Annotated in this window: 24 protein-coding genes; 11 read left to right on the top strand and 13 right to left on the bottom strand. The window is 68.5% G+C overall.

The features are described from left to right. Positions 1-22: 22 nt before the first annotated feature. Both AC07U0_RS18090 and AC07U0_RS18085 read right to left on the bottom strand, forming a co-directional pair. Positions 23-1,417 (bottom strand): RsmB/NOP family class I SAM-dependent RNA methyltransferase, encoded by a 1,395-nt coding sequence (locus AC07U0_RS18090; RefSeq protein WP_494721365.1) that lies wholly within the window; start codon positions 1,415-1,417, stop codon positions 23-25. Then, entirely contained in the window at positions 1,414-3,390 is a 1,977-nt protein-coding gene (locus tag AC07U0_RS18085; protein WP_494721364.1) for a potassium transporter Kup, read from the bottom strand. Before AC07U0_RS18085 ends, AC07U0_RS18090 begins: the two co-directional genes overlap by 4 nt. A 179-nt stretch (positions 3,391-3,569) precedes the next feature. Between AC07U0_RS18085 and AC07U0_RS18080 the strand changes: the two genes are divergently transcribed. Together AC07U0_RS18080 and AC07U0_RS18075 are read left to right on the top strand one after the other, a co-directional pair. After that, positions 3,570-4,040: an Rrf2 family transcriptional regulator gene (locus tag AC07U0_RS18080; protein WP_494721363.1), complete on the top strand. Its 471-nt coding sequence runs from the start codon at positions 3,570-3,572 to the stop codon at positions 4,038-4,040. A gap of 8 nt (positions 4,041-4,048) precedes the next feature. After that, complete coding sequence (locus AC07U0_RS18075) at positions 4,049-4,846, top strand: SDR family NAD(P)-dependent oxidoreductase (RefSeq protein WP_494721362.1); 798 nt, start codon at positions 4,049-4,051, stop codon at positions 4,844-4,846. Positions 4,847-5,103: 257 nt separating this feature from the next. Here the strand turns inward: AC07U0_RS18075 and AC07U0_RS18070 are convergent, their stop codons facing one another. After that, on the bottom strand, positions 5,104-5,799 hold the full coding sequence (locus AC07U0_RS18070) for a MarC family protein (RefSeq protein WP_494721361.1): 696 nt from the start codon (positions 5,797-5,799) through the stop codon (positions 5,104-5,106). 83 nt (positions 5,800-5,882) lie between these two features. Between AC07U0_RS18070 and pyrF the strand changes: the two genes are divergently transcribed. Beyond that, on the top strand, positions 5,883-6,632 hold the full coding sequence (gene pyrF / locus AC07U0_RS18065) for an orotidine-5'-phosphate decarboxylase (RefSeq protein ID WP_494721360.1): 750 nt from the start codon (positions 5,883-5,885) through the stop codon (positions 6,630-6,632). A 119-nt stretch (positions 6,633-6,751) separates the two neighbouring features. On the opposite strand, the gene AC07U0_RS18060 is transcribed toward pyrF, so the two are convergent. Next, positions 6,752-7,420, bottom strand: coding sequence for a hypothetical protein (locus tag AC07U0_RS18060; protein ID WP_494721359.1), 669 nt, complete (start codon positions 7,418-7,420; stop codon positions 6,752-6,754). A 207-nt stretch (positions 7,421-7,627) separates the two neighbouring features. On the opposite strand from AC07U0_RS18060, the gene AC07U0_RS18055 reads away from it, so the two are divergent. Then, complete coding sequence (locus tag AC07U0_RS18055; protein WP_494721358.1) at positions 7,628-8,539, top strand: tetratricopeptide repeat protein; 912 nt, start codon at positions 7,628-7,630, stop codon at positions 8,537-8,539. Between the two features lie 18 nt (positions 8,540-8,557). Then, complete coding sequence (locus tag AC07U0_RS18050; RefSeq protein ID WP_494721357.1) at positions 8,558-9,214, top strand: LON peptidase substrate-binding domain-containing protein; 657 nt, start codon at positions 8,558-8,560, stop codon at positions 9,212-9,214. Between the two features lie 13 nt (positions 9,215-9,227). Here the strand turns inward: AC07U0_RS18050 and chrA are convergent, their stop codons facing one another. Both chrA and AC07U0_RS18040 read right to left on the bottom strand, forming a co-directional pair. After that, on the bottom strand, positions 9,228-10,436 hold the full coding sequence (chrA, locus tag AC07U0_RS18045; protein ID WP_494721356.1) for a chromate efflux transporter: 1,209 nt from the start codon (positions 10,434-10,436) through the stop codon (positions 9,228-9,230). Between the two features lie 156 nt (positions 10,437-10,592). Beyond that, positions 10,593-11,723: a hypothetical protein gene (locus tag AC07U0_RS18040; protein WP_494721355.1), complete on the bottom strand. Its 1,131-nt coding sequence runs from the start codon at positions 11,721-11,723 to the stop codon at positions 10,593-10,595. A gap of 243 nt (positions 11,724-11,966) precedes the next feature. On the opposite strand from AC07U0_RS18040, the gene AC07U0_RS18035 reads away from it, so the two are divergent. Beyond that, entirely contained in the window at positions 11,967-12,161 is a 195-nt protein-coding gene (locus AC07U0_RS18035) for a Trm112 family protein (protein WP_494721354.1), read from the top strand. Between the two features lie 3 nt (positions 12,162-12,164). On the opposite strand, the gene holA is transcribed toward AC07U0_RS18035, so the two are convergent. The 4 genes from holA to AC07U0_RS18015 form a co-directional block, all read right to left on the bottom strand. Then, positions 12,165-13,217, bottom strand: coding sequence for a DNA polymerase III subunit delta (gene holA / locus AC07U0_RS18030; RefSeq protein ID WP_494721353.1), 1,053 nt, complete (start codon positions 13,215-13,217; stop codon positions 12,165-12,167). A gap of 6 nt (positions 13,218-13,223) precedes the next feature. Then, positions 13,224-13,706 carry an LPS assembly lipoprotein LptE gene (gene lptE / locus AC07U0_RS18025; RefSeq protein WP_494721352.1) on the bottom strand — a complete coding sequence of 161 codons (483 nt, stop codon included), beginning with the start codon at positions 13,704-13,706 and terminating at the stop codon, positions 13,224-13,226. After that, positions 13,706-16,291, bottom strand: coding sequence for a leucine--tRNA ligase (leuS, locus tag AC07U0_RS18020; RefSeq protein WP_494721351.1), 2,586 nt, complete (start codon positions 16,289-16,291; stop codon positions 13,706-13,708). The genes lptE and leuS overlap by 1 nt, the downstream gene beginning before the upstream one ends. A gap of 195 nt (positions 16,292-16,486) precedes the next feature. Beyond that, positions 16,487-16,957 carry a DUF3576 domain-containing protein gene (locus tag AC07U0_RS18015; protein ID WP_494721350.1) on the bottom strand — a complete coding sequence of 157 codons (471 nt, stop codon included), beginning with the start codon at positions 16,955-16,957 and terminating at the stop codon, positions 16,487-16,489. A 411-nt stretch (positions 16,958-17,368) separates the two neighbouring features. Between AC07U0_RS18015 and AC07U0_RS18010 the strand changes: the two genes are divergently transcribed. Further along, positions 17,369-17,779, top strand: coding sequence for an NtrZ family periplasmic regulatory protein (locus AC07U0_RS18010; protein ID WP_494721349.1), 411 nt, complete (start codon positions 17,369-17,371; stop codon positions 17,777-17,779). Here AC07U0_RS18010 and AC07U0_RS18005 read toward each other — a convergent pair. Then, positions 17,776-18,402, bottom strand: a complete 627-nt coding sequence (locus AC07U0_RS18005) for a thiamine phosphate synthase (protein WP_494721348.1) — start codon at positions 18,400-18,402, stop codon at positions 17,776-17,778. The two genes, AC07U0_RS18010 and AC07U0_RS18005, sit on opposite strands and share 4 nt — an antisense overlap. Here AC07U0_RS18005 and AC07U0_RS18000 point away from each other — a divergent pair. The 3 genes from AC07U0_RS18000 (at position 18,401) to AC07U0_RS17990 (ending at position 20,388) form a co-directional block, all read left to right on the top strand. Continuing rightward, positions 18,401-19,120 (top strand): YggS family pyridoxal phosphate-dependent enzyme, encoded by a 720-nt coding sequence (locus AC07U0_RS18000; protein ID WP_494721347.1) that lies wholly within the window; start codon positions 18,401-18,403, stop codon positions 19,118-19,120. The two genes, AC07U0_RS18005 and AC07U0_RS18000, sit on opposite strands and share 2 nt — an antisense overlap. Before the next feature lie 61 nt (positions 19,121-19,181). Next, positions 19,182-19,868, top strand: a complete 687-nt coding sequence (locus tag AC07U0_RS17995; RefSeq protein WP_207869995.1) for a response regulator transcription factor — start codon at positions 19,182-19,184, stop codon at positions 19,866-19,868. 94 nt (positions 19,869-19,962) lie between these two features. Next, positions 19,963-20,388 carry a hypothetical protein gene (locus AC07U0_RS17990; RefSeq protein WP_494721346.1) on the top strand — a complete coding sequence of 142 codons (426 nt, stop codon included), beginning with the start codon at positions 19,963-19,965 and terminating at the stop codon, positions 20,386-20,388. On the opposite strand, the gene yczE is transcribed toward AC07U0_RS17990, so the two are convergent. After that, positions 20,385-21,035, bottom strand: coding sequence for a membrane protein YczE (yczE, locus tag AC07U0_RS17985; protein ID WP_494721345.1), 651 nt, complete (start codon positions 21,033-21,035; stop codon positions 20,385-20,387). The two genes, AC07U0_RS17990 and yczE, sit on opposite strands and share 4 nt — an antisense overlap. Before the next feature lie 61 nt (positions 21,036-21,096). On the opposite strand from yczE, the gene yczR reads away from it, so the two are divergent. Next, on the top strand, positions 21,097-22,551 hold the full coding sequence (gene yczR / locus AC07U0_RS17980) for a MocR-like transcription factor YczR (RefSeq protein ID WP_494721344.1): 1,455 nt from the start codon (positions 21,097-21,099) through the stop codon (positions 22,549-22,551). Here the strand turns inward: yczR and xth are convergent. After that, entirely contained in the window at positions 22,548-23,345 is a 798-nt protein-coding gene (gene xth / locus AC07U0_RS17975) for an exodeoxyribonuclease III (protein ID WP_494721343.1), read from the bottom strand. The two genes, yczR and xth, sit on opposite strands and share 4 nt — an antisense overlap. Positions 23,346-23,405: the final 60 nt, after the last annotated feature.

Raw genomic sequence — 23,405 nt, 5'->3', positions numbered from 1 at the left:
GCTCCCGCCCACTGATCCGTGCCTAGACCCGCTCCAGCCTGGCGGCGAAGAAGCCGTCGAGGCCGCCGTTTTCGGCCCACATGGAGGGCAGGATGCGCAGCCAGCCTTCGGGGGTCAGGGCCTCGGCGGGGGCGCCGACGGCGGCCGGGTCGGCCTTCACCGTGCGGAAGGCCGGGTTGCGACGCAGGAAGGCGATGATCTGGGTCTCGCCCTCCTCCCGCTCCAGCGAGCAGACGCAATAGACCATCCGGCCACCCGGGGCGACGCGTTCGGCGGCGGCGTCGAGCAGCCGGTGCTGGACGTCGGCGAGCTTGCCCACATCCGCCGGCTTGGTGGCGCGCAGGACTTCCGGATTGCGCCGGAAGGTGCCGGTGGCGGTGCAGGGCGCATCCAGCAGGACGGCGTCGAAGGTCCGGCTGTCCAGCCAGTCCTCCGCCGGCATGACGGCGATGGTGGCCTCGAGGCCCGTGCGGGCGAGGTTCTGGCGCAGGCGGTTGAGGCGGGATTCGGAGCGGTCCAGCGCCTGAACGGTCGCGCCGGCGGCGGCGATCTGCAACGTCTTGCCGCCCGGGGCGGCGCACATGTCGAGCGCGGTCTCGCCGGCCTTGGGGGCCAGCAGGCGCACGGGCACGGCGGCGGCCGCGTCCTGGACCCACCAGTTTCCGTCCTCGAAGCCGGGCCAGGCGGCGACGTCGCCGCGCTTGCCGGTACGGACCGAGCCGCCGGGCAGGACTTCACCTTCGACGGCTTCAGCCAGGGCGGCGGCGTCCTGACCGGGCTTGAGGCTGAGGTCGGTCGGCGGCTCTTCGCGGGCGGCGAGGGCCAGGCCGATCAGGGCCTGATCGCCATAGGTCTGTTTCCAGCGCGCGGCGATCCATTCGGGCAGGTTCGATTCCGCCGTGGTCAGGCCGGGGCCTTCGCGCTCGATGCCGCGCAGGACGGCGTTGACGAGGTTCTTGTAGGGCCGGGTCTTGGGGTCGCGCTCGGCCAGCTTGACCGCCGTCGAGACCGCCGCGAAGGCCGGGGTTTCCAGCACGAGGGTCTGGGCCAGGGAGATGCGCAGCAGGGTGCGGACCACCTCGGGCGGACGCTTCTGGAGCTTGCGGTCGAGGATCTGGTCGATCTCGCCCAGACGGCGGAGCGCCGCCATGGCGACGGCGCGGGCGAAGGCGCGGTCCGGTCCCGGCAGGGCGGTGACGGCGGGCAGGGCCAGGGCCTCGTCCAGACCGCCGCGGCGGATCAGGGCGGCGTTGAGCAGGATGCCTGCGGCGACGCGGGCCTCGACCCCGATGTCGACGGAATCGTCGGAGGCGGTCTGGACCTGAGGCTTCGGCTCGCGGCGCGGACCGCGCGCCTTGTCGGCGAGGCGACGCCCGCGCGCGCCGGAGTCTTTGCCTTTCGGCGTCCCGCCGCTCACACCGAGACCTGCGTGCCGAGTTCGACCACGCGTCCGGGCGGGATGTGGAAGAAGTCGGTCGGATTGGCGGCGTTACGCATCAGGAAGATATACAGCTTGTCCTGCCACAGGGGCATGCCCTGGCTGGCCGAAGGGATGACCGAGCGGCGGCCGAGGAAGAAGCTCGTCGACATGATGTCGAACTTCAGCCCCTGTTTGCGGCACAGACCCAGGGCGCGCGGCACGACGGGGCTCTCCATGAAGCCGTAGCTCAGGGTGATCTTCTTGAAGTCCTCGTTGATGGGCTCCATCAGCACCCGCTCCGAATCCGGCACGCGCGGCCGGTCGGTGGTGCGCACCGTCAGGATGACGTTCTTCTCGTGCAGCACCTTGTTGTGCTTGAGATTGTGCATCAGGGCGACGGGGGCGACGTCGGGGTCCGAGGTCAGGAAGATGGCCGTGCCGGGCGCGCGGTGCGGCGGGCGGGCGCGCAGCATCTCGATCAGGTCTGTCAGCGGCAGGCTGTCCTTCTTGGCCTTGGCGGTCAGGATCTGCGAGCCGCGCGTCCAGGTCCACATGATCAGGATCAGGACCGCACCCAGCACCAGCGGCAGCCAGGCGCCGTCGGGGATCTTGAGCAGGTTCGAGGTCAGGAAGACGGTGTCGATGAAGCCGAACGGGATCAGGCAGGCCAGCGTCGCCCAGATCGACCAGCCCCATTTCTTGGTGATGACCGGGAAGCTCATCAGGGTGTTGATCAGCATGACGCCGGTGACGGCGACGCCGTAAGCGGCGGTCAGGTTATGCGAGCTCTGGAACACCACCAGCAGGGTGAGGACCCCGACCATCAGGAAGGTGTTCACGGCGGGCACGAAGATCTGCCCGGCCTGGGTCTCGGAGGTGAAGCGGATATCGATGCGCGGCAGCAGGCCCAGTTGGACGGCCTGCTGGGTCACCGAGAAGGCGCCGGTGATCACGGCCTGGGACGCGATGACGGTGGCGACGGTCGCCAGACCCAGCATCGGCCAGTAGGCCAGCTCGGGCACCATGGCCCAGAAGGGGTTATCGGCCGCGCCCGGGTGCGACAGGATCATCGCGCCCTGACCCAGATAGTTGAGTGTCAGGCAGGGCAGGACGAAGCAAAGCCAGCCGGCGCGGATGGGCGACTTACCGAAGTGACCCATGTCGGCATAGAGGGCCTCGGCCCCCGTCACGGCCAGGAAGACCGACCCCAGAATGATGAAGCCGAGGAAGCCGTCATCCAGCAGCAGCATGACTCCATAGTGCGGCGAAAGGGCGCGCAGGATCGAGGGGTCGTCGAAGATGTGGATCAGGCCGATGACGCCGAGGCTCAGGAACCAGACGGCGGTGATCGGGCCGTAGAATTTGGCCAGACCCGCGGTGCCGCGCGACTGGACCAGGAACAGGCCGACGAGGATGGCGGCGGCGATCGGCACGATGAAGGGGTCGAGCGAGGTGCCCACGCCCGGCGCGTCCTTGACGCCCTCGATGGCCGAAAGCACCGAGATGGCGGGCGTAATGATGCCGTCGCCGTAGAAGAGGGCCGCGCCGCAGACGCCAAGGATGAAAATCCAGGCGCTGCGCCGTCCGACGGCGTGCTGGGCCAGGGCCATCAGAGCCAGGGTGCCGCCCTCGCCCTTGTTGTCGGCGCGCATCAGGAAGATGACGTATTTGAACGTCACCACGATCATCAGGGCCCAGAAGGCCAGCGAGACCACGCCGACGATGGCCAGGTCGCCGCCGACGCCCGACTGGGCGTGGGCGATGGCTTCGCGCAGGGCGTAAAGGGGGCTGGTGCCGATGTCGCCGAAGACCACGCCGATGGCGCCGATGGTCAGGCCCCAGAAGCCGGCATTGCCGTGACCGTGGGCCGCGGGCGCAGCGGCGGCCGCACCGGCCGCGCCGGTCATTTCAGTGTTCGAGGTGGGCGGAGCGGGGGGAGCGCCGTCGCCTCGGGGAGCATCCCCAGCCATGAATATCCTCCGGGCTGCGCGATCGGCGCGCCCATCAAAGCGGAGCGCCTGTAGGCTCATTCCGCGCCCGGTTCAATCGTGCGACACCGGTTTCAGTTGCACCGTGTTCTCCCGATCCGTGACCCCGATTTGTGAATCCGCCCCGGAACGCTTACCTTGGGGGCTGGAACCGAGCAAAAATGTCAGACAGCCAACGCTTTCCCGTCGCCGCCCACGCCCTGGCCTATCTGGCCCACAAGGACGCGTATGATGCGGCGCGCGCCATGCCCAGCGCCGTGCTGGCGGCCTCGATCCCGACCAATCCGGTGGTGATCCGCCGCGTGACCGCCCTGCTGGCCAAGGCCGGGCTGATCGCGACGCGTCCCGGCGCCTCGGGCGGCAGCTGGCTGCTGCGCCGGCCCGACGACATCCGGCTGGATCAGGTGCTGCGCGCGGTCAACGGCTGCGCCCATCTCGGCTCGACGCCCCAGGGCGCCAAGGGCTGTCCGGTCAGCGAACATATTCCGCGTCAGGTCGCCAAGGCCCTGACCGCCGCCGACAGCGCCGCCCACGACGCCCTGAGCCGGATCACCATCGCCGATCTGCTGGCCGAAAGCCCCGAGTCGCTCGCGGCCTTCGCGCCCCACGCCTCCTGCCCCGTCGCGGCCTGAACGACCCTGTGAGACGCACCGCCCTGATCACCGGCGCCTCGGCCGGCATCGGCGCGGCCCTGGCCCGGGTCTATGCGGAAAAGGGCTGGGACCTGATCCTGGTCGCCCGTCGCGCGACGCCGCTAGAGGATCTGGCCCGCCAGCTGACCGTCGACTACGGCGCGACCGCCACCGTCCTGACCGCCGATCTGGCCGATCCGGACGCCCCGCACCGGCTGGTGAGGACGCTGGAGCAGCGCGGCCTGACGGTGGACGCCTTGATCAACAATGCCGGCTTCAGCCGCACAACGGGCTTTCTGGCCACCGATCCGGATGACCATGCGGCCATGATCGATGTCATGCTGACCGCGCCGATCGCCCTGAGCCGGTTGCTGCTGCCCGGCATGGTCGAGCGCGGCTTCGGGCGAGTGCTGAATGTGGCTTCGCTGGCGGGGCTGATGCCGGCGACCGGCGGCGACACCCTGTACGGACCGATCAAGAGCTTCCTGATCAAGGCCTCGGCGGGGCTGCATCTGGAACTGGCCGGGACCGGGGTCCACGTCACCGCCCTGTGCCCCGGCTATACGCTGACCGAGTTCCACGACGTCAACGGCAGTCGTGAGGAGGTGTCCTCAGCCTATCCGGCCTGGATGTGGCAGACGGCGGATCATGTGGCCCGGGTGGGTTACGCCGCGGTGGAGGCCAATCGGCCGCGCGTGGTTCCGGGCTGGCGGAACAATCTTCTGGCGGCGATCCCGAAGCTGCTGCCCGACAGTGTCGCCCTGAAGATCATCGGCGGGCATGCGAAACGGTTGAAGCGGATCTGAGCCCGCGCTTCAAAGGCGCGTCGTCAGTGAACCCGGTGCAGGCTCTCGGCCAAGGCGGCGCCCGCAGCGATCATCGCCACCGGAATCGCCAGAATGACGAACCGTGCATTGCGATGAAGAAAAGTGACGACCTCGCCGAGCATTTCCGGAACCAAAAGCGTGTTTGCGTACTAGGCATACGCTAGGCCTATGTGCGGCGCACAATCCAGCACGACCTTGGTTATAAGGTCCGATTGCGGACAAATCTGGCGAAAATGTCAGTGTGCGCTGGGGTAGGGCGAGGTCACAGAGCCCGCAAACATGCCCGGAATGGCTTCGCCGAGCCCGGCCAGGATGAACTGGATCGCCAGGGCGCAGAGGATCAGGCCCAGCACCCGGACAATGATCGCCATCCCGATCTCGCCGAGAATCCGGCTCAGAGGGCCCGTCAGGGCGAAGGTCACGAAGGTGGCCAGAGCCGCCGCGCCGATCGCGACCACACCCGCCGCCGTCCCGGCCGCGCCCAGTTTCTGGGCCTCGCCGGCCTGGATGATGATGGTCGAGATGGCGCCCGGGCCGATCAGCAGGGGCATGGCGAAGGGCACGATCAGCCGCTGGAACCGCCGCCGGGCATAGCCCCGCACGTCCTTGGCGTCATTGAGGGCGTCCTTGTCGGCGAACATGGTCAGGAAGTCCTCGCGGGTCATGTCCAGACCCAGCAGCAGCAACAGGATGCCGCCGGCGATGCGGAAGGCCGCCAGCGAGATGCCGAAGAACTGCAGCAGCCCCAGGCCCGTGAAGAAGAAGAAGGCGAGGAACAGGGCGATGAAGACGCAGATCAGGGCCGAGACCGACAGGCGCTGACGGGTGTTGGCCCCGGCGGTCGCCGCGGCGAAAATCGGGATGTTGCCGATCGGATCGACCAGGGCGAACAGGGCCACGAACAGGTTGACCCCCAGATCAAGCGCGTCCATGCCTGTTTCTCAGCCCAAATCCGCCGCCGGCCCCGCCCGACGCACCTCTGCGTCCGGTCTAGCCGCGAAACGCGAGTCCGTCGATGACCCTGCTTGACCCGAACGCTCCGGAAACCGCGCTGAATCCCAACCGCGCGCCCGATCCGCGGCTCATCTGCGCCCTGGACACCCCGACGACGGCCGAGGCGCGCGCCCTGATCGACCGGATCGAGGACGCCGTCGGCTTCTACAAGATCGGGCTGCAGCTGTTCGCCTCGGACGGAATGGGGCTGGCGCGCGAGCTCAAGGCTGAGGGGCGCAAGGTGTTTCTGGACTGGAAGCTGCACGACATCGGCGCGACCGTGGAAAAGGCCGCCGCGGTGCTGGCGGGGGCCGGTTGCGACCTGCTGACCGTCCATGCCCGGCCGCAGGTCATGGCCGCCGCGGCGCGCGGTGTCGCCGGATCGGATCTGAAGGTGCTGGGCGTCACCGTCCTGACCAGTCTGGACGCCGAGGACCTGATCGCCGACGACCACAGCCTGTCGCCCGCCCTGCTGGTCGAGCACCGGGTGCGTCAGGCGCTGGACAGCGGCATCGCCGGGGTCGTGGCCAGCCCGCATGAGGCCGCTCGCGTGCGCGAGATCGCCGTTGCCGCCGGCCGCCCTGACTTCCTGATCGTCACCCCCGGCGTTCGCCCGTTCGGGGCGTCGATGGACGATCAGGCCCGCGCCGCCACACCCGACAGGGCCCTGCGCGACGGCGCCACCCATCTGGTGGTTGGCCGCCCGATCAGCGCCGCCGCCGACCCGCGCGCGGCCGCTCTGGCGATCGCGGAAAGCATCGCGCTGATCTGATGTCTGATGCCCCCGCCTTCGCGGGGATGAGCGGGACGATCGCCCAAAACGAAAAGAGCGGCCCGCCTTTCGACGGACCGCTCCAGTTTTCATAACCTGACCCGAAGGTCGAGGTCTTATCAGCCGCGCTCGCCGGGCTCTTGCGAGTAACCCGAGCTGCTGCCGACGGCAGGAGCGGGGTAACCACCGGCCGGAGCGGCATAGCCGCCCGAGGTCGGGGCCGGAGCGGCCGGATAGGTGGCGGGGCCACCGTCCACCGGGCCCATCGGGGGCGGCGGCAGGTTGTTCGAAGCCGACGGCGGCGAAGCGACGTCGCAGCAGTGCTCGTCCGGATGATCCGGGCCAGCGGGCGTGAAGTGGATTTCCGGCGGAGCGACGGACACTTCCGACGGGCGGACGTGGACGTCGGGCGCTTCCAGGTAAACCTGGGCGGGCGCAACCTGAACCGGCGGGGCGTCGACGTAGATCGGCGGGCCCTGGATGTAGATCGCCGGCGACGGCGCGAACACCGGAGCGGACGAGATGCGCAGGCCGGGCGCGCGGACGCGGATCGGCGGTGCGGGCGGACGCACGGTGTAGAAGGGAACGCTGACGGTCGGGACCGAGCATTCGCAGTTAGGATTGACGGCGGTCATGTTCGCGCCGCCGCCCCAACGTTCGCCCTCGATGATCGTGGACGTGTTGGCCGACGCCGTGGCATAACCAGCGGCTTCTTTGTCACCCGCAAAGGCCGAACCGGCCGCCGCGAGAGTGGTGGCGCCCAGCGCCAGGATCAGAACTGATTTCACGATTGATGTCTCCCCAGTCACCCAGACCTTAATGAAGCATGAAGCAGAGCGGTTTGGCTTGCACCCAATAAGAGGAAAACCACGGATATTTTTCGCGTTGCAGGAGAGTGACACCCTCCGGCGGGAGAAATCCTTGAGTTTGTCGCCTCCGGGGACCATTTGACGCCTCCCGGCGTTATTCCCGACTCCAGATAAAGCAGGCTTTTGATGACCTTCGCCGACCCGAGAGCGAATTCAGAAACCAACGATCACGGCGATGTGATCGTCGAAGGCTCCGACGCCGGATTCATGACGGACGTCATCGAGGCCTCGCGTTCGCGCCCGGTCATCGTCGATTTCTGGGCCACCTGGTGCGGACCGTGCCGAACCCTGACGCCGGCGCTGGAAAAGGCCGTGCGCGCGGCAGGCGGCGCCGTGAAGCTGGTCAAGATCGACGTTGATGCGAACCCGGCCTATGCGGGCCAGCTGCGGGTCCAGTCGATCCCGACCGTCTACGCCTTCGTCAACGGCCAGCCGGTCGACGGCTTCCAGGGCGCGGTGCCCGAAAGCCAGATCAAGGCCTTCATCGACAAGCTGACGGGCGGCGAGGGCATCAACGCCGACGTCGAACAACTGCTGTCGCTTGGCGAGGAATCCCTGACCCTGTCGGACTTCGGCGGCGCGGCCCAGGCCTTCGCCCACGCCCTGACCATCGAGCCCGAGAACCAGAAGGCCATCGCCGGCATGGCGCGGGCGTATCTGGGCGAGGGCGACGCCGAACAGGCCGCCCAGACCATCGCCATGGCCCCGGCCAACTCCACCGAGCCCGCCGTCGTCGGCGTTCGCGCCCAGCTGGCGCTTGCCTCCAGCGCGCCTGCCGGCGAGACCGACGCCCTCAAGGCCGCGGTCGCCGCCGACCCGGGCGACCATCAGGCCCGTTTCGACCTGGCCCTGGCCGAGGCCGCGTCCGGTGATCTGAAGGGCGCCGTAGACAGCCTGCTGGCCATCGTCGCCGCCGACCGCGAGTGGAACGAACAGGCCGCCCGCAAACAGCTGCTGACCGTGTTCGAGGCCGCCGGCGCGACCAGCGAGGTCGCCCGCGATGGCCGCCGCCGCCTGTCCTCGATCCTGTTCGCGTAAGCCGAAGGAGTTTTCCGGATGGCCCAGGGCTATGTGAAGGCCGCGGACCTGCCCCAGGTCATCCCGGTGTTTCCCCTGCCCGGGGCGATCCTGCTGGCGCGCGGCCAGCTGCCGCTCAACATCTTCGAGCCGCGCTATCTGAACATGGTCGACGACGCCATGGCGGGCGACCGGGTCATCGGCCTGATCCAGCCATCGGGCGGGCCCGCCAGCCTGCCCAGCCTGACCGCCGTCGGCTGCGCCGGACGGATCACCAGCTTCGCCGAGACCTCGGACGGCCGCTATCTGATCACCCTGACCGGGGTCTGCCGCTTCCGCGTCACCGCCGAACTGCCCAGCCAGACCCCCTATCGCCAGATCCGCGCCGCCTTCGCCCCGTTCGAGAGCGACCTGACCGTCCCGTCCGGCGAGCCCTTCGACCGGGACGGGTTCCTGAACGCGCTCAAGGCCTATCTGGAACGCCGTCAGCTGGAGATCGACTGGGACACCGCCGAGGCCGCGCCGCAGGAGGCCCTGATCAACAGCCTGTCGATGGCCCTGCCCTTCGAGCCGGCCGAGAAACAGGCCCTGCTGGAATCCCCGACGCTGGACGACCGCTGCCTGACCCTGACCGCCCTGATGCAAATCGACGCGGCCGAGCCGGGCGACGGTGAGACGCCAACGTCAATGCAGTAGGGTCCGGCGCGCGTCAGGCCAGGCGGAACAGAAACCACCCCGCCAACCCCGCCGCCACCAGCACGACCAGCCCGGCATAGCGGCCCTTCCAGAACCAGACCGCGGCCAGGGCGGCGATGAAGATCGCCACGACTGCCGGGATGGACGGCGCCCGTTGCAGTGTCCCCCAGCCAAGCTGCAGGCTGGTGGCGGCGATGATCCCGACCACGGCGGCGGCCACGCCCGCCAGAAGCTGATGCAGGCGCGGATCGGCGACGACGGCTTCCAGCCGCTCGTAGAAGATCATCGAGAAAGCGAAGGCGGGCAGGAAGACCCCGGCGGTCATGGCCACGGCGCCCGGCCAGCCGCCCGCGACGAAGCCCACGAAGGTGCAGAAGATCACCAGCGGCGCCGGGATAACCCCGGCGAAGGCGACGCCATCGAGGAAGGTCCCGTCGTCGATGAGGCCGCGCCCAACCGTATCGGCCCTGACATAGGGAATGGCGGTATAGGCCCCGCCGAAGGTCAGAAGGCCCGCCTTCAGCCCGGTCCAGAACATGACGAGGGCTCCCGTCGCGGCCCCGTCCGCTACAGCCGCAGCGGTCGGCGGCGACCCCTGGACGACCGGATGTAGCCAGATCGCGAGAGCGGCTGCGGCTGCGACCACCCCGACGGCGAGGACGAACCGGCGGCCGGCGATCAGGGCGTAGGCCGCGCCTCCAGCCAGCAGAACAATCCAGAAAGCGACCCCGCAAAGGGTCGCGGCGAAGCCGGCCGCCGCCACGGCCCAGAGCCAGCGGTCCTCGAGGATGTGCGACCCGATCTTGTGGACCGCACGCACGATGATCGCGACCACGGCCGCCTGGATCCCCAGGAAGGCCCCGGCCAGCAGGGCCATGAAGGGCGCGAGCGAGACATAGACCCAGCCGATGCCGAGCATCAGGATCAGGCCCGGGGTCATGAAGCCCAGCCCGGCCAGCAGTCCGCCGATCCGGCCCCTGGCCCGCATCCCCAGATGGACGCAGAGTTCGTGCGCCTCCGGTCCCGGCAGAACCTGAAGCACGGCCAGAAGACGGTTGAAGCGGGCGCCGGAAATCCAGCCCTCCTGCTCCACCAGCTCGCGCCGGATCATGGCGATCTGGGCGACGGGGCCGCCGAAGGCGAGCAGGCCAAAACGCAGGAAGCGCAGGAACAGCGCCGTATAGCTGAGGTCGGGAGGGGTCGGTTCGTCGATCGTCGTCACTGCGTGGCTCCATGCCGCGCAACGGTGGCGCGGTGAAAGGAGCGGCGCTTGGACGGAAAGTCGTCTGATCGGGCGTCCGCATGGGCCCGAACCACGACGATATCCGAGGGGACGCAGGGGTGAAAGGGGCGAAGATTCACAGACCTCGACGTCGGCCTATCCCCGGGGAGGACGTCTCACCGCGCGATTGCACGTGTTCCATGACACGTCCCGCCGCCCCCAGAGCATGCTCGTCGTCATCTGAATCTGTTCGTCAGGCGTTGCCCCGCTTCGAACCTGCATCAACAGGGAGAAGCTTGCGTGGTCGCCAAGGCCCCCAAGCCCGCCGGAGATCGAGCCCTCGAAGCGGGTCGGGTGAGGCATCGTCGTGTAGCGGGAACAGATACTGGTTCGGGGATCGGGATTCGACGCGGCGATGTCCGCATCGCTCACCGCGAGACGGGTGCGCAAACCGGCCTGATCGGCTTCACTCAGCCCGGAACCCGACAGGTCGTAGCTGTTCTGGCATTCTCCGGGAGCGCTCGACGCATCCTGAACCAGAAAGATCGGCTGCACCGCATAGCCGCCGGTTCCGTTTGGCCGGACCAGTCCCGTCGAGCCCCCGCGAGTATTCGACCAGCCGACGCCGTCACTCGCCCATACTGGAGCGGCATAGGCCCACTCGATCCGACTGTAGCGGTCGAAGGCCGAACCGCGAATATTGTCCGCGGCGACCAGCATGAATACCGGACCCGGACCCGGGGCGGGGTCCGGCATCTCCGGAATCATCATCGGCGAGCCGTCACAGAACAGCTCGAAGAGCCCCTTCGCGGTATGAGGCACGCCCGGCGCTCTTTGGTCGAACCAGGCCAGCACGGATTTTACCAGAAACGAGGCGCGCTGAGGGTGGTGGCTGCCACTGATCGATCGCAGATATTCCGGGTCGGTCTCAGGATTAACGAACACGAGCGGCCCACCGCCGTCATCGACCGAGAGCGATACCGGCGTATCGCCCGCGACCTTGATCTCGATCAGAAGAGGGCTTTGCGAGCGCGGCAGGATGCCGGCCTCGCACGTCGTCAGGAAAAGGCGCGAGACATATTCCGCCATGGTCAGGCCCGAACCCGGCAACAGCTCCGGCGCACCGCCCTCGATCCGCAATGACGAAACGCCGCAGGCCTGGCCGGCAAGCACCTGACTGTCGGCCGGAATGACGAACAACGCCGGATCGGTGACGACCGGCGCAAGCGGCACGGCCGTTTGCGCCGTGGTGCACGCAGTCACGCCAGAACCCAGAAGCAGGGCCATCGCTGATACCGCTGCTCGCGATATTGGAGTGGACCCGGCTTCAGTCGCCCTGTGTATCCACGCCATCTGCGCTCCCGCAATCAACTTCAAAGACCGACCTGTCCGAACTTGAACGTGAATGAACCCACGTTTCGCGTCTACCTTTCGACGTCCAGACAAATAAGCGGCGGCGTCACACCGCTGCGGAGATGACGGCGAGCCCCGAACATCCTAGATCACGAACTCCACTACCGAGACGCTCTCATGTCCGACGCCTTCAACACCCCGACCTCGGTCGATCCCCGCCTGCTGGAGGTGCTGGTGTGCCCAGTGACACGCGGGGCCCTGACCTATGACCGCGAGGCCAATGAGCTGGTGTCGAAGGGGGCGAAGCTGGCGTTTCCGATCCGCGACGGCGTGCCGATCATGCTGACCGAGGAAGCGCGTCAGCTGGACTAGGGCCTAAAGACCCAGCCGCCTCGCACGGGCGGCGATTTCGAGCAGCAGCCGTTCGGCGATCAGGCCCTCGGGCATGCCCGTGGTCTTGGTGGCGACGTCGGCGACATTGACGCTGTCCTGAACCTGATCGAGATCCTCCAGGCGCCACGAGCGCGCCTGACGCAGCATCTCGGCCTCCTGTTTCCAGAAGACGCCGGCGGCCTTGGCGGCCTCCTTGGCGCCGGCACCCGCGCCCTGAAGCACATTGATCCGGCGCAGCTTTCCGAGATGGATCGAGGCCTGACGCACGGCCATGACGGCGCTTTCGCCCTCGGCCAGGGCGCGCCTGAGGCCCGCCTGTGACGGGGCCGGGCGGCCGCCGAAGGCCTGAAGCGCGGCGTCCTGCAATGAAGCGTCGGGCTCGACCCCCAAATGCCCCTCCAGCTCGTCGACATCGATGGTCCGTCCCGAGCCGGGGCCGATGTAGAGGGCCAGCCGCTCGATTTCCTGCCGCATCAGGCCGCGTTCGCGCGGCAGGCGGCTGACGAACCGGTCCAGGGCGTCGGAGGTCAGCCCGACCTTGTCGGCGGCCAGGGCCTCGCGCGTCATCCGGGCCACGTCGCCGGTTTCGTCCTCGTAGCAGGTGATGCCCGCCGCGCCCCTGGCCGTCTCGGCGGCCTTGCGCAGGGCGGAGTCGCGGCCTAGCGCCCCGGCCTCGATGACCAGCATGGCGTCGGGATTATAGCCGCCGTCGGAATGGGTCTTGAGCGCCGCCGCCAGCATCTTGTCGACGGAGACCTTTTCGCCGCCCAGCTTGACGCGGATCAGGCGGCGCCCGCCGATCATGCTGAGCGCCGTCAGGGCCTCCTCCAGACGCGCCTCGTCGCCGTCGATGTCGCTGTCGGTCAGGACGGTGACGTTGAAGGGATCGTTCAGGTCGGGCGTGATGGCCTTGCACAGGATCTGGGCGCGTTCGGCGACGCCCGAGCGGTCCTTGCCGTGGATGACCACCGCGCGGATGCCCGGCTCAGGCTTCGCCAGAAAGCGGTCGATGTCCGGGCGTTTGGCGAGGATCATCGCCGGCTATTGTCCCGACAGGGCCCGCAGGATGTCGATGCGGATCAGCCGGGCCAGCTCGGCGGCGGCCCGATCCTCGCCGTCTTGCTGGGCGGCGATGGCGGCATAGGGCTGGTCGGCGGCGGCATAGGTCGAGGTCGAGGTCTCGGACCCGATCAGGGGCGTGCCTCCGGCCGTCGGCGTCAGGGTCCAGGCGACCCGGACCGTCAGCTCATAGCGGGTGGCGGTGTCGTCGATCCGGCGGCCGAGCGGACGGCGGGACTGTTCGGTCACCGTGGTCAGGCGATAGAGAGGCGGCTGGGTTCCGCGGTCCCAGGCCAGGGCGTCCTCCAGCTGTTCGCGCAGCCGGTAGCCCAGACGGTTGTCCTCGGCCGCGACCGAAATCCGGCTGAGCGTCGAGGAACCGCCCGAGGCGTACATCGGCGTGAAGCCGCACCCCGACAGGGCGGCGCCGGCCAGCGCGATCACGGCGAGGAGGACGGCCCGCATCAGCCGACCACCAGATTGACGATGCGATCCTGGACCACGATCACCTTCTTCACCGAAACCCCGTTGGCCGAGAGATAGGCCTGAATGGCGGGGTTGGCGAGGGCGGCGGCCTCGACGTCGGCGCTGGCGGCGCCGCGGGGGGCGGTGATCTCGCTGCGGCGCTTGCCCGAGATCTGGATCGGCAGCACCACTTCATCGTCGGCGGCCAGGGCCGGGTCATAGACGGGCCAGGGGGCGTCCAGCACCATCCCGTCCTCGCCCAGACGCGACCAGCCTTCTTCCGCCACGTGCGGCGTGAACGGCGCGATCAGACGGGCCAGGGCCGACAGGGCCTGACGTTTGGCCTCGCCGCCGGCGCCCCTGGCGTCGCGCACCGTCGCCAAGAAGGCGTAGAGCTTGGCGATGGCCGAGTTGAAGCGGAAGCCCTCGACACCCTCGGACACCGCCTTGATGGCCTTGTGGGTTTCGCGGATCAGGGCGGCGTTGGCAGCCTCTTCGCCCGCGACGGAGGCGTCATAGCCGTCGAACTCGGCCCAGACGCGCTGGACGAAGCGGCTGGCGCCCTCGACCCCGCCCGGGGTCCACTGCACATCGCGCTCGGGCGGCGAGTCCGACAGGACGAAAAGGCGGCCGGCGTCGACGCCGTGCGATTCCAGAATCTCGGCCGGGGCGACCACGTTCTTCTTGGACTTCGACATCTTCTCGATGTCGCCGATGATCAGGGTCTCGCCGGTCGACAGCTGACGCGCCGAGCGGACGCCTGCGTCATTGGTCAGGTCGACGTCGGTGGGCTCGACCCACTGGCCGTCTTCGCGGCGGTAGGTCTCGTGGACCACCATCCCCTGGGTAAACAGGCCCGCGAACGGCTCCTTGACCGACAGCATCCCGGCGTCGGCCAGGGCGCGGGTCACGAACCGGGCGTAGAGCAGGTGCAGCACGGCGTGCTCGACCCCGCCGATATACTGGTCGACGGCCAGCCAGCGGTCGGCGGCGGCGGTGTTGATCGGCTCGGCCGCCGTCGGATCGGTGAAGCGGGCGAAATACCAGCTGGAGTCCACGAAGGTGTCCAGGGTGTCCGTTTCGCGCGTCGCGTCCTGATCGCAGGACGGGCATTTCACATGCTTCCAGGTCGGGTGGCGGGCCAGCGGGTTGCCGGGGACGTCAAAGGTCACGTCGTCGGGCAGGACCACCGGCAGCTGGTCGGCCGGGACCGGTTGGACGCCGCACGACGGGCAGTGGATGACCGGGATCGGACAGCCCCAGTAGCGCTGGCGGCTGACGCCCCAGTCGCGCAGGCGGTAGATGGTCTCGGCCCGGCCCTGCCCCTGCGCTTCGACCTTCGCGATGGCGGCGGCCTTGGCGGCCTCGACGTCCAGACCGTTCAGGAAGTCCGAGTTGAAGATACGGCCCGGGCCGACATAGGCCTCGGTCCCGATCTCGATCGTCTCGACATCGTCCGGCTTGACCACCGGGGTGACCGGCAGGTCGTATTTGCGGGCGAAGTCCAGGTCGCGCTGGTCGTGGGCCGGACAGCCGAAGATGGCGCCAGAGCCATAGGTCGACAGGACGAAATTGGCGGCCCAGACCGGCACGGTCTTGTCCGGGTCGAACGGGTGGCGCACGCGCACGCCCAGATCCACGCCCAGTTTCTCGGCCTTTTCGATATCAGCTTCCGAGGTGCCCGTCTGGGCGCAGGCCTTGATGAAGTCGGCGACGTCCGGACGGTGCTCGGCGATGGCCTTCGTCAGCGGGTGGTCCGCCGACAGGGCCAGGAAGCTGGCGCCGAACAGGGTGTCGGGCCGGGTCGTATAGACCTCGATCGGATCGCGGGCGTGGTTCGGCTCACCCTCGGGCGAGGCAGGCAGGAAGGCGGGAGCTTCGACGATCGGCCACCAAAGGGTCGCGCCCTTGGATTTGCCGATCCAGTTCTCCTGCATCAGCCGGACCTTCTCGGGCCAGCGGTCCAGGGTCTTGAGCCCTTCGATCAGGTCGTCGGCATAGTCGGTGATGCGCAGGAACCACTGGTTCAGCTTGCGCTTCTCGACCAGGGCGCCCGAGCGCCAGCCGCGGCCGTCGATGACCTGTTCATTGGCCAGGACAGTGTTGTCGACCGGATCCCAGTTGACCACCGCATCCTTGCGATAGACCAGGCCGCGCTTGAACAGTTCCAGGAACCAGGCCTGCTGCTTGCCGTAATATTCCGGGTCGCAGGTTGCGAACTCGCGCGACCAGTCCAGCGACAGGCCCAGCAGCTTCAGCTGCTCGCGCATGTTGGCGATGTTGGAATAGGTCCAGCCCTTGGGGTGGATGCCGCGCTCCATGGCGGCGTTCTCGGCCGGCATGCCGAAGGCGTCCCAGCCCATCGGGTGCAGAACGTCGAACCCCTGCGCCCGCTTGTGACGTGCGACCACGTCGCCCATCACATAGTTGCGCGCATGGCCCATGTGGATGTTGCCCGACGGATAGGGGAACATCTCGAGCACATAGTATTTGGGCCGTCCGGTATCCTTCGTGACGAAGGCGTTCGCATCCGACCAGCGCTGCTGCTGGCGGGGTTCGGCGGTTTTCGGTTCGTAACGGGCCACGGGTATCCTGAGAGACAGCGATGAGGCCTTCGCCCCTCGCGCTCAGTTAGCCCGAAGGGCGGCGACGCCCAAGGAAAATAGAGACGCCCCCTGACCACAACGGCCAAAGGGCGTCAGCGCATCAATGCGCTCAAGCAGCGAGCGACCGCATCGTGAGCGGTAGCGCTCCTAAAGAGCAAACGAGGCGCGAAGCGCCTAGTTTGCGTTGGCGAGGTTGAGCTGGCGCGCCTTGGTGAGGATGGCGTTTTCCAGGTCGGTCTCGGTCTGGACGGCGACCGGCGCGGCGGTCCAGCCGCCCGAGGCGTCCTTGACTTCCTTGGTCACGGTCACGTTCAGGGCGTCGGCGCGCAGACGGGTGTCGAGGATGAAGACCGTGGCCTTGAAGCGCTCGTTCGGGGTCTGCGGGTTGATGTACCAGTCATAATTGACCACGCCGCCCCACGGGTCGGCGGTCAGCAGCGGCATGAAGCTCAGGGTGTCGAGCGTCGCGCGCCACAGATAGGCGTTCACGCCGATCCCCGTCTGGGCATTGGCCTTGGCGGGCTTGGAGCCGCCCGTGAAAGGCACCTTGACGCCGCCACAGGCGGACAGCAGCAGGCCGGACGCGATGGCGGCGAACACCGCGCCGCGTGCCATGGACTTGGCCATCGCTTTATTGGGGGCCATCGAGGAATTCTCCGTTCAGATTGGACGTCGACCCACGGGCGAACAGATGTCGTGCGGGCGCGACAGCTCTGACCCCCTTCGAATTGGGGTCGAGGCCGCAGCGACGCTCTATAACACGCTCAAAAGGGGCGATGACAAGGCGAAGACGACGGTGATCTTTGCAGTATCGAAAGCGGGGGCGCCGGATGCCGCTCATTCCGCCTCCCGTCCCATCGCGAAACAGACGCGCCGGTTTCCGCCCCATTCCCGTGACGCTAGCGCCACAGGAGCCGGATAGAGTCTGCGGAACCCGGATGAGGCGACCACGTTGCGTTGACCGGGCGGACCCACGATGTCTAATCGTCGGGTTCACGGCGAAAACGCCGGTTCAGGGTTTGACGGTCCGGTTCACCCGGGTCTGAAGGGTAGGAAATGCGGTTCGGCGCGATCTTCGCAGGACTTCTGAGCGCGGCGGCCCTGATGGGACTGGCCGGAACGGCATCGGCCCAGGCGGCCGGTTCGCGTTCGCACGCTCCTGCCGTCTCCATTGCCGAGGCCCAGGCTGCCCAGGCCTCCCAGCGCGCGACGCCGCCCGCCCCGCGCCGTGGTCTGCGCTGGTATGACACCGGCCGCTGGGGCCTGAACTTCAACCTCAACCAGCCCGTCGGTCGCGAGACCCAGTGGGGCGACGTCGAGGCCGGCGCCTATTACAGCGTCACCCCGCGCCTCAGCGTCGGCGCCGCCGCCAGCGTGGCCCGTCCCGAGCAGGATCCCGCCCGCGCGCCGGAATCGGACAGCCGCTCGCAGCCGCGCATCCGGCTGGAATCCATCTTCAAGTTCTAGGGCGCGAAAGCGGCCTGGATCGCGTCCACGCCGGCGATTCCGCACGCGCCTGACCCTGTCAGGTCGCCGACGGTCGCCGCATTGATGCCGCCGAGCGCATAGACCGGGCGTCGCGACGCCACCGCTCGCAGCGCCTCGACCCCCAGCGCCGGTTTGACAGCCGAGGCGCCGCCGGCCGGGAAGATCGGTGACAGCACCACCGCATCCAGCGCGTCGGGGGTCACCGAGTCCGCCGAATGGACCGCCCCGGTCAGCCGCCAGTCGGGCCGACGCGCCCGCAAGGCCACCGCCTGACCCAGAGCTCGCTGCGGCAGATGGACGCCTTCGGCGCTGACGGCCTCGGCCAGATCGGCGTCCAGACCGATCAAAAGGATCAGGCCGCGTTCGGTCGCGATGGCCTTCAAACGCCGCGCAACAGGCTCCGCGTCCATCGCGCCGAAGTGGCGATAGACCACGCCCGCTCCGGTCGGGAGTCGTTCGGCCGTCCGCCAGGGCTCGGGCGTACGCGCCGGATCGGTGAAGAAGAGCAGGGGCGCGCTGACAGACGCCGTCTCCCGGGCTAGACCCCGGGCAGCATCCCACAGGATGCGCGCCTCGTTCGACAGGGTTCCGGAGCCGTCCATGCCGTCGTCATCCCCCGCTTTGCAGTCCGCGTCCACCGTGGCGGAGCGGGTCGCGGCGGTGCGTAGCCGGATCGCCGAGGTCACCCGCTCGGTCGGACGAGACCCGGGCGCGGTCACTCTGACCGCCGTGTCCAAGACCCAGCCACCCGAGGCCATCGACGACATCCTCGCCACCGGCCAGCGGATCTTCGGCGAGAACCGGGTGCAGGAGGCTGAAAGCCGCTGGACCGACCGTAGCCGCGCCCTGCCCGATCTCGAACTCCGGCTGATCGGCCCCCTGCAGTCGAACAAGGCCGCCGACGCTGTCGCTTTCTTCGACGTCATCGAGACCCTGGACCGCGAGAAGCTGGCCCGGGCCCTGGCCGAGCAGATCCTGCGTCAGGGCCGCAGCCCGCGGATGCTGGTTCAGGTCAATACGGGGGCCGAGCCACAGAAAGCCGGAATCCTGCCGCAGGAGGCTGACGCCTTCATCGCCCTGGCGCGAGAAACCTATGGACTCAAGATCGAGGGGCTGATGGCCATTCCGCCCGCCGACGCGGCGCCCGGCCTGCATTTCGCCCTGCTGGCGAAGATCGCCGAACGCAACGGCCTGAGCGTTCTGTCGATGGGAATGAGCGGCGACTTCGAGACCGCGATTCGCTTCGGCGCCACCCATGTGCGGGTCGGAACGGCGCTTTTCGGGGAACGAAACTCTGTGGAAGCGCCCTCTATCGCCTGAATCGACTTCATTTTCCCCGTCGCCCTTGGCGATTCACCCAAGCCTCGCCATTGTTATCGACATGCCCACGCCCAAGACCCTGCTGATCATCGACGACGACGACGACCTGCGCGAGGCCCTGGCCGAGCAGCTGGCGCTCCATGAAGAGTTCCGCACGGTTCAGGCCGCGACCGCCACGGAAGGCATCCGGCTGGGCCGCGAACTGCGCGCCGACCTGATCCTGCTGGACGTCGACCTGCCCGACATGGACGGGCGCGAGGCCTGCCGTCTGCTGCGCAAGGACGGGGTCGCCACCCCGGTGATCATGCTGACGGCCCAGGATTCCGACGCCGACACGGTTCTGGGCCTCGACGCCGGGGCCAATGACTATGTCACCAAGCCCTTCCGCTTCGCCGTGCTGCTGGCCCGCATCCGCGCCCACCTGCGCAGCCACGAACAGTCGGAAGACGCCGTCTTCGCCATCGGCCCCTATTCCTTCCGCCCCGCCGGCAAGATGCTGGTCGACGACAAGGGCAAGAAGATCCGGCTGACGGAAAAAGAGACCAACATCCTGAAGTACCTCTATCGCGCCGGGGCCAAGCCGGTGTCGCGCGAGGAGCTGCTGACCGAGGTCTGGGGCTACAACGCCGGGGTCACGACCCACACGCTGGAAACCCACATCTACCGCCTGCGCCAGAAGATCGAGCCTGAGCCCGGCGCTGCGCGTCTGCTGCTGACCGATGCAGGCGGATACCGGCTGCAGCCGTAATCTCGCAACCCTTGCGCTAGAGTCACGCGCGCGTCACCTACCCTGACGATAAGATATCGTCTGCGGCCGGAGTTGACCGCACGAGGGGGCGCGCATGAAATTCATCCTTCCGGCCATAGCGCTGGTTCTGGCCGGTTGCGCCACTTCCGCGCCGCCGCCCCCGGTCCCCATGGCCGTTGCAGGCGCCCGCATAGTTCCGGTCGGCCAGCCGCGACGGCTTTCGGACGACGAGGCCGCCGCCTTCGCGGCCCGGGACGCCCAGGTGCGGAGAGATATGGTTCGGGTGGAGGCCGCCCTGAGGGCGCTGAATCCCGGTAGCGGCGAGCCAGCCTTTGAGCTCAGGGGCGGCGCGCCGACAGCCTGGCGGTGCGGCTTTGTGCGCTTCGCCAATAGGCCCACAACGCGGATCGACTTCATCGCACGGCCTGACCATGATCCCGCCGATCTCATCATGGCCAGGGACGACGAATCTGTGGCCCGCGTCAAATCCGTCTGCGGGTTCGGGTCAATCGACAGCTAGACCGGCGACGGATTGGCCTGTGATGCCTTTGCGCCAGCCGCCTTCGGGATCGTGAACATCGGCAGGAAGCGGTGGACCAGGGGTCCGATGCTGAGCGCATAGAGAACCGTCCCGACCCCAACCGAGCCGCCCAGCAACCAGCCGACCGCGACCACGGCGACCTCGATGGCGGTGCGGACCCATTTTACCGGCCAGCCGGTGCGACGCACGATGCCGGTCATCAGGCCGTCGCGCGGGCCCGGGCCGAGACCGGCGCCGATGTAGGCCCCACTCGCGACGCCGTTGAGGACGATGCCCGCGACCAGCAGCCCTGCGCGGATGACCAGCGGCAGGTCCGCCGGAATCCAGCCGAGGAAGACATTGGCGACCGTGCCGATGACGACGACATTGGCCACCGTGCCGAAACCGGGCATCTGGCGCAGCGGGATCCACAGCAGCAGAACGACCAGCCCGATCAGATTCACCACCAGGCCGAAGCTGATCCCGGCCGGCCCGGCGAACCGCTCGAAGACGCCCTGGTTAAGCACGTCCCACGGGTCCAGCCCCAGGTCGGCGCGGACGATCAGGGCGATGGACAGGCCATACAGGGCGAGGCCGAGAAAGAGCTGGATCAGGCGGCGCGCCAAGGGACGATTGTGGGTGTTCATGCCAGGCCAATTGCATCGAACTGGCCATGGAAAAAAGAGCCAGTTGTGGCAGTCTGGCCTGATGACGCCACGCCTGATCCGACCCGTTTCCCTGATCCGCCACCTCGGAGTCTGGCGCACGCCGGGCGCGGGACCGGCCTGGCGACAGCTGGCCGGGGCGCTGCGACTGCTGATCCTCGACGGCCGCCTGCCGCTCGAAGCCCGGCTGCCGGGCGAACGGGAACTGGCCCAGGCGCTGGGCCTGAGCCGGACCACGGTCTCTGCCGCCTATGGCAGCCTGCGCGACGAGGGCTTTCTGACCGGCGGACAGGGAGCGGCGGCCCGCACCGGCCTGCCCTCGGCGCCCGGGCCGCGTCCGGTGCGCCCGGCCCTCGACCACGACCCGGCTGATGACATCATCGACCTGACCTCGGCCGTCCTGCCCGCCGACGCCAATGTCCATGCGGCCTATGTCCGGGCGCTGGAGCGCCTGCCCGCCCGCCTGCCCGGCCACGGCTATGAGAGCGCCGGACTGGAGGAGTTGCGCGAGGCGGTGGCGGCCCATTACGGGCGGCGCGGCCTGCCGACGTCGCCCGGCCAGATCCTGATCACCCACGGGGCCCACAACGGCCTGGTGCATCTGCTGCGGCTGATGGTCCGGCCCGGCGATGCGGTGGTCATCGACCATCCGACCTATCCGCAGGCGCTGGACGCCATTCTCGCCTCCGGAGCCCGCCCCCTGCCCGTCGCCCTGCCGGAGGACGAAGGCGAGGGCTGGGACATCGAGGGGCTGGCCTCGGCCTGTCGGTCCGGGGCGGCCCTGGCCTATCTGGTGGTCGACCATCACAACCCGACCGGTCGGCTGATGCGGGCGGCGGAGCGGACCCGGCTGCTGGCCGCGCTGAAAGGGACCCAGACCCTGCTGGTGCTGGACGAGACCCTCGTCGAACTGACGCTCAGCGGCGACCCGGCAGTCAGCGCCTCAACGGTGGATTCGCCGCGCATCGTGCGGCTGGGTTCGATGTCCAAGAGCGTCTGGGGCGGCTTGCGCATCGGCTGGATCCGCGCCGACCGGGCGGTCATCCAGCGCCTGTCGCAGAGCCGCGCCAGCCTCGACCTCGGCGTGCCGGTGCTGGAGCAACTGGCGGCCGCCGAACTGCTGAACGACGGCGGGGCGGCGCTGTCACTGAGACGGCCCCTGCTGCGGGCGCGGCGCGATCATCTGTTGAAACGGCTCGGCGAGGCTCTGCCCGACTGGGTCTGTCCGCGCCCGGTCGGCGGCCTGTCCGTATGGGCTCAGTTGCCCGCGCCGATCAGTTCGGCCCTGACCGTCGCGGCGGCGGCGGAGGGCTTACGGCTGGCCGCGGGGCCGCGCTTCGGCGTGGACGGGGCCTTCGAGCGCCGCCTGCGCCTGCCCTACACCCTGCCCGAGGACCGGTTGGACGACGCCGTCGCGCGGCTGGCCCGCGCCGCCGGAAAGCTGACAGGCCAGAAGCCGGTCGGACGCCGCGAGACCGTCAGCGACCCCGTCTACTAGACGTCCAGATCGACCGTGATCGGGCAGTGGTCCGAGGGCTGCTCCCATTCGCGGACAGTGTCGTGGATCTTCGCACTGCCCGGGATCACCTTCGGGGTCAGGCCCGGCGAGGTCCACAGATGGTCGAGGCGCAGGCCGCGGTTGGACTTGCGGAAGTCCTGGGCGCGGTAGCTCCACCAACTGGCCAGCTTCTGCGGCTCGGGGAAGGCGTCGCGGACCACGTCGTTGAAGCCGCCCGCGTTCTGGAGCCGGTACAGGGTCTCGACCTCGCCCGGCGTATGGCTGACCACCTTGGACATATAGCGGTGGTTCCAGACGTCGAACTCGTTGGGCGCGATGTTGAAATCGCCGGCCAGCAGCAGGGGCTTCGAGCGATCGCGCGTGGCCATCTCGGCCGTCAGCCGCTCGTAATAGTCCATCTTGTGATCGAATTTCTCATTCAGCTCACGGTCCGGCAGGTCGCCACCGGCGGGGATGTAGAAATTCTGGATCTCCACGCCTTCGACCACCGCCGAGACGACGCGGGCGTGCTTGTTGCGGCAGATGTCGAGCTGGGGCGCATCCGTGATCGGGCGACGGCTGGCGATGGCCACACCGTGCCAGCCCTTCTGACCCGCGATGCGCAGATGCGGCATGCCCATCTCGGCGAAGGCGTTGCGGGGGAATTGGTCCTCCAGGCATTTGATCTCCTGCAGGCACAGGACGTCTGTCCCGCTCTCGGCGACGAACCGCGCGACCTGATCGATGCGGAGGCGGACGGAGTTGATGTTCCAGGTGGCGATACGCAGGGTCATGGGGCGCTTCTAGCGGGCGACGGCGCACACTCAAGCTATTCCGCCCGTTCAAGGTCTGGC

The organism is Brevundimonas sp. GW821-FHT02A10 (assembly GCF_059422025.1).
The sequence above is the reverse complement of the archived record's forward strand: the minus strand, read 5'-3'. Positions and strand labels throughout refer to the sequence as shown.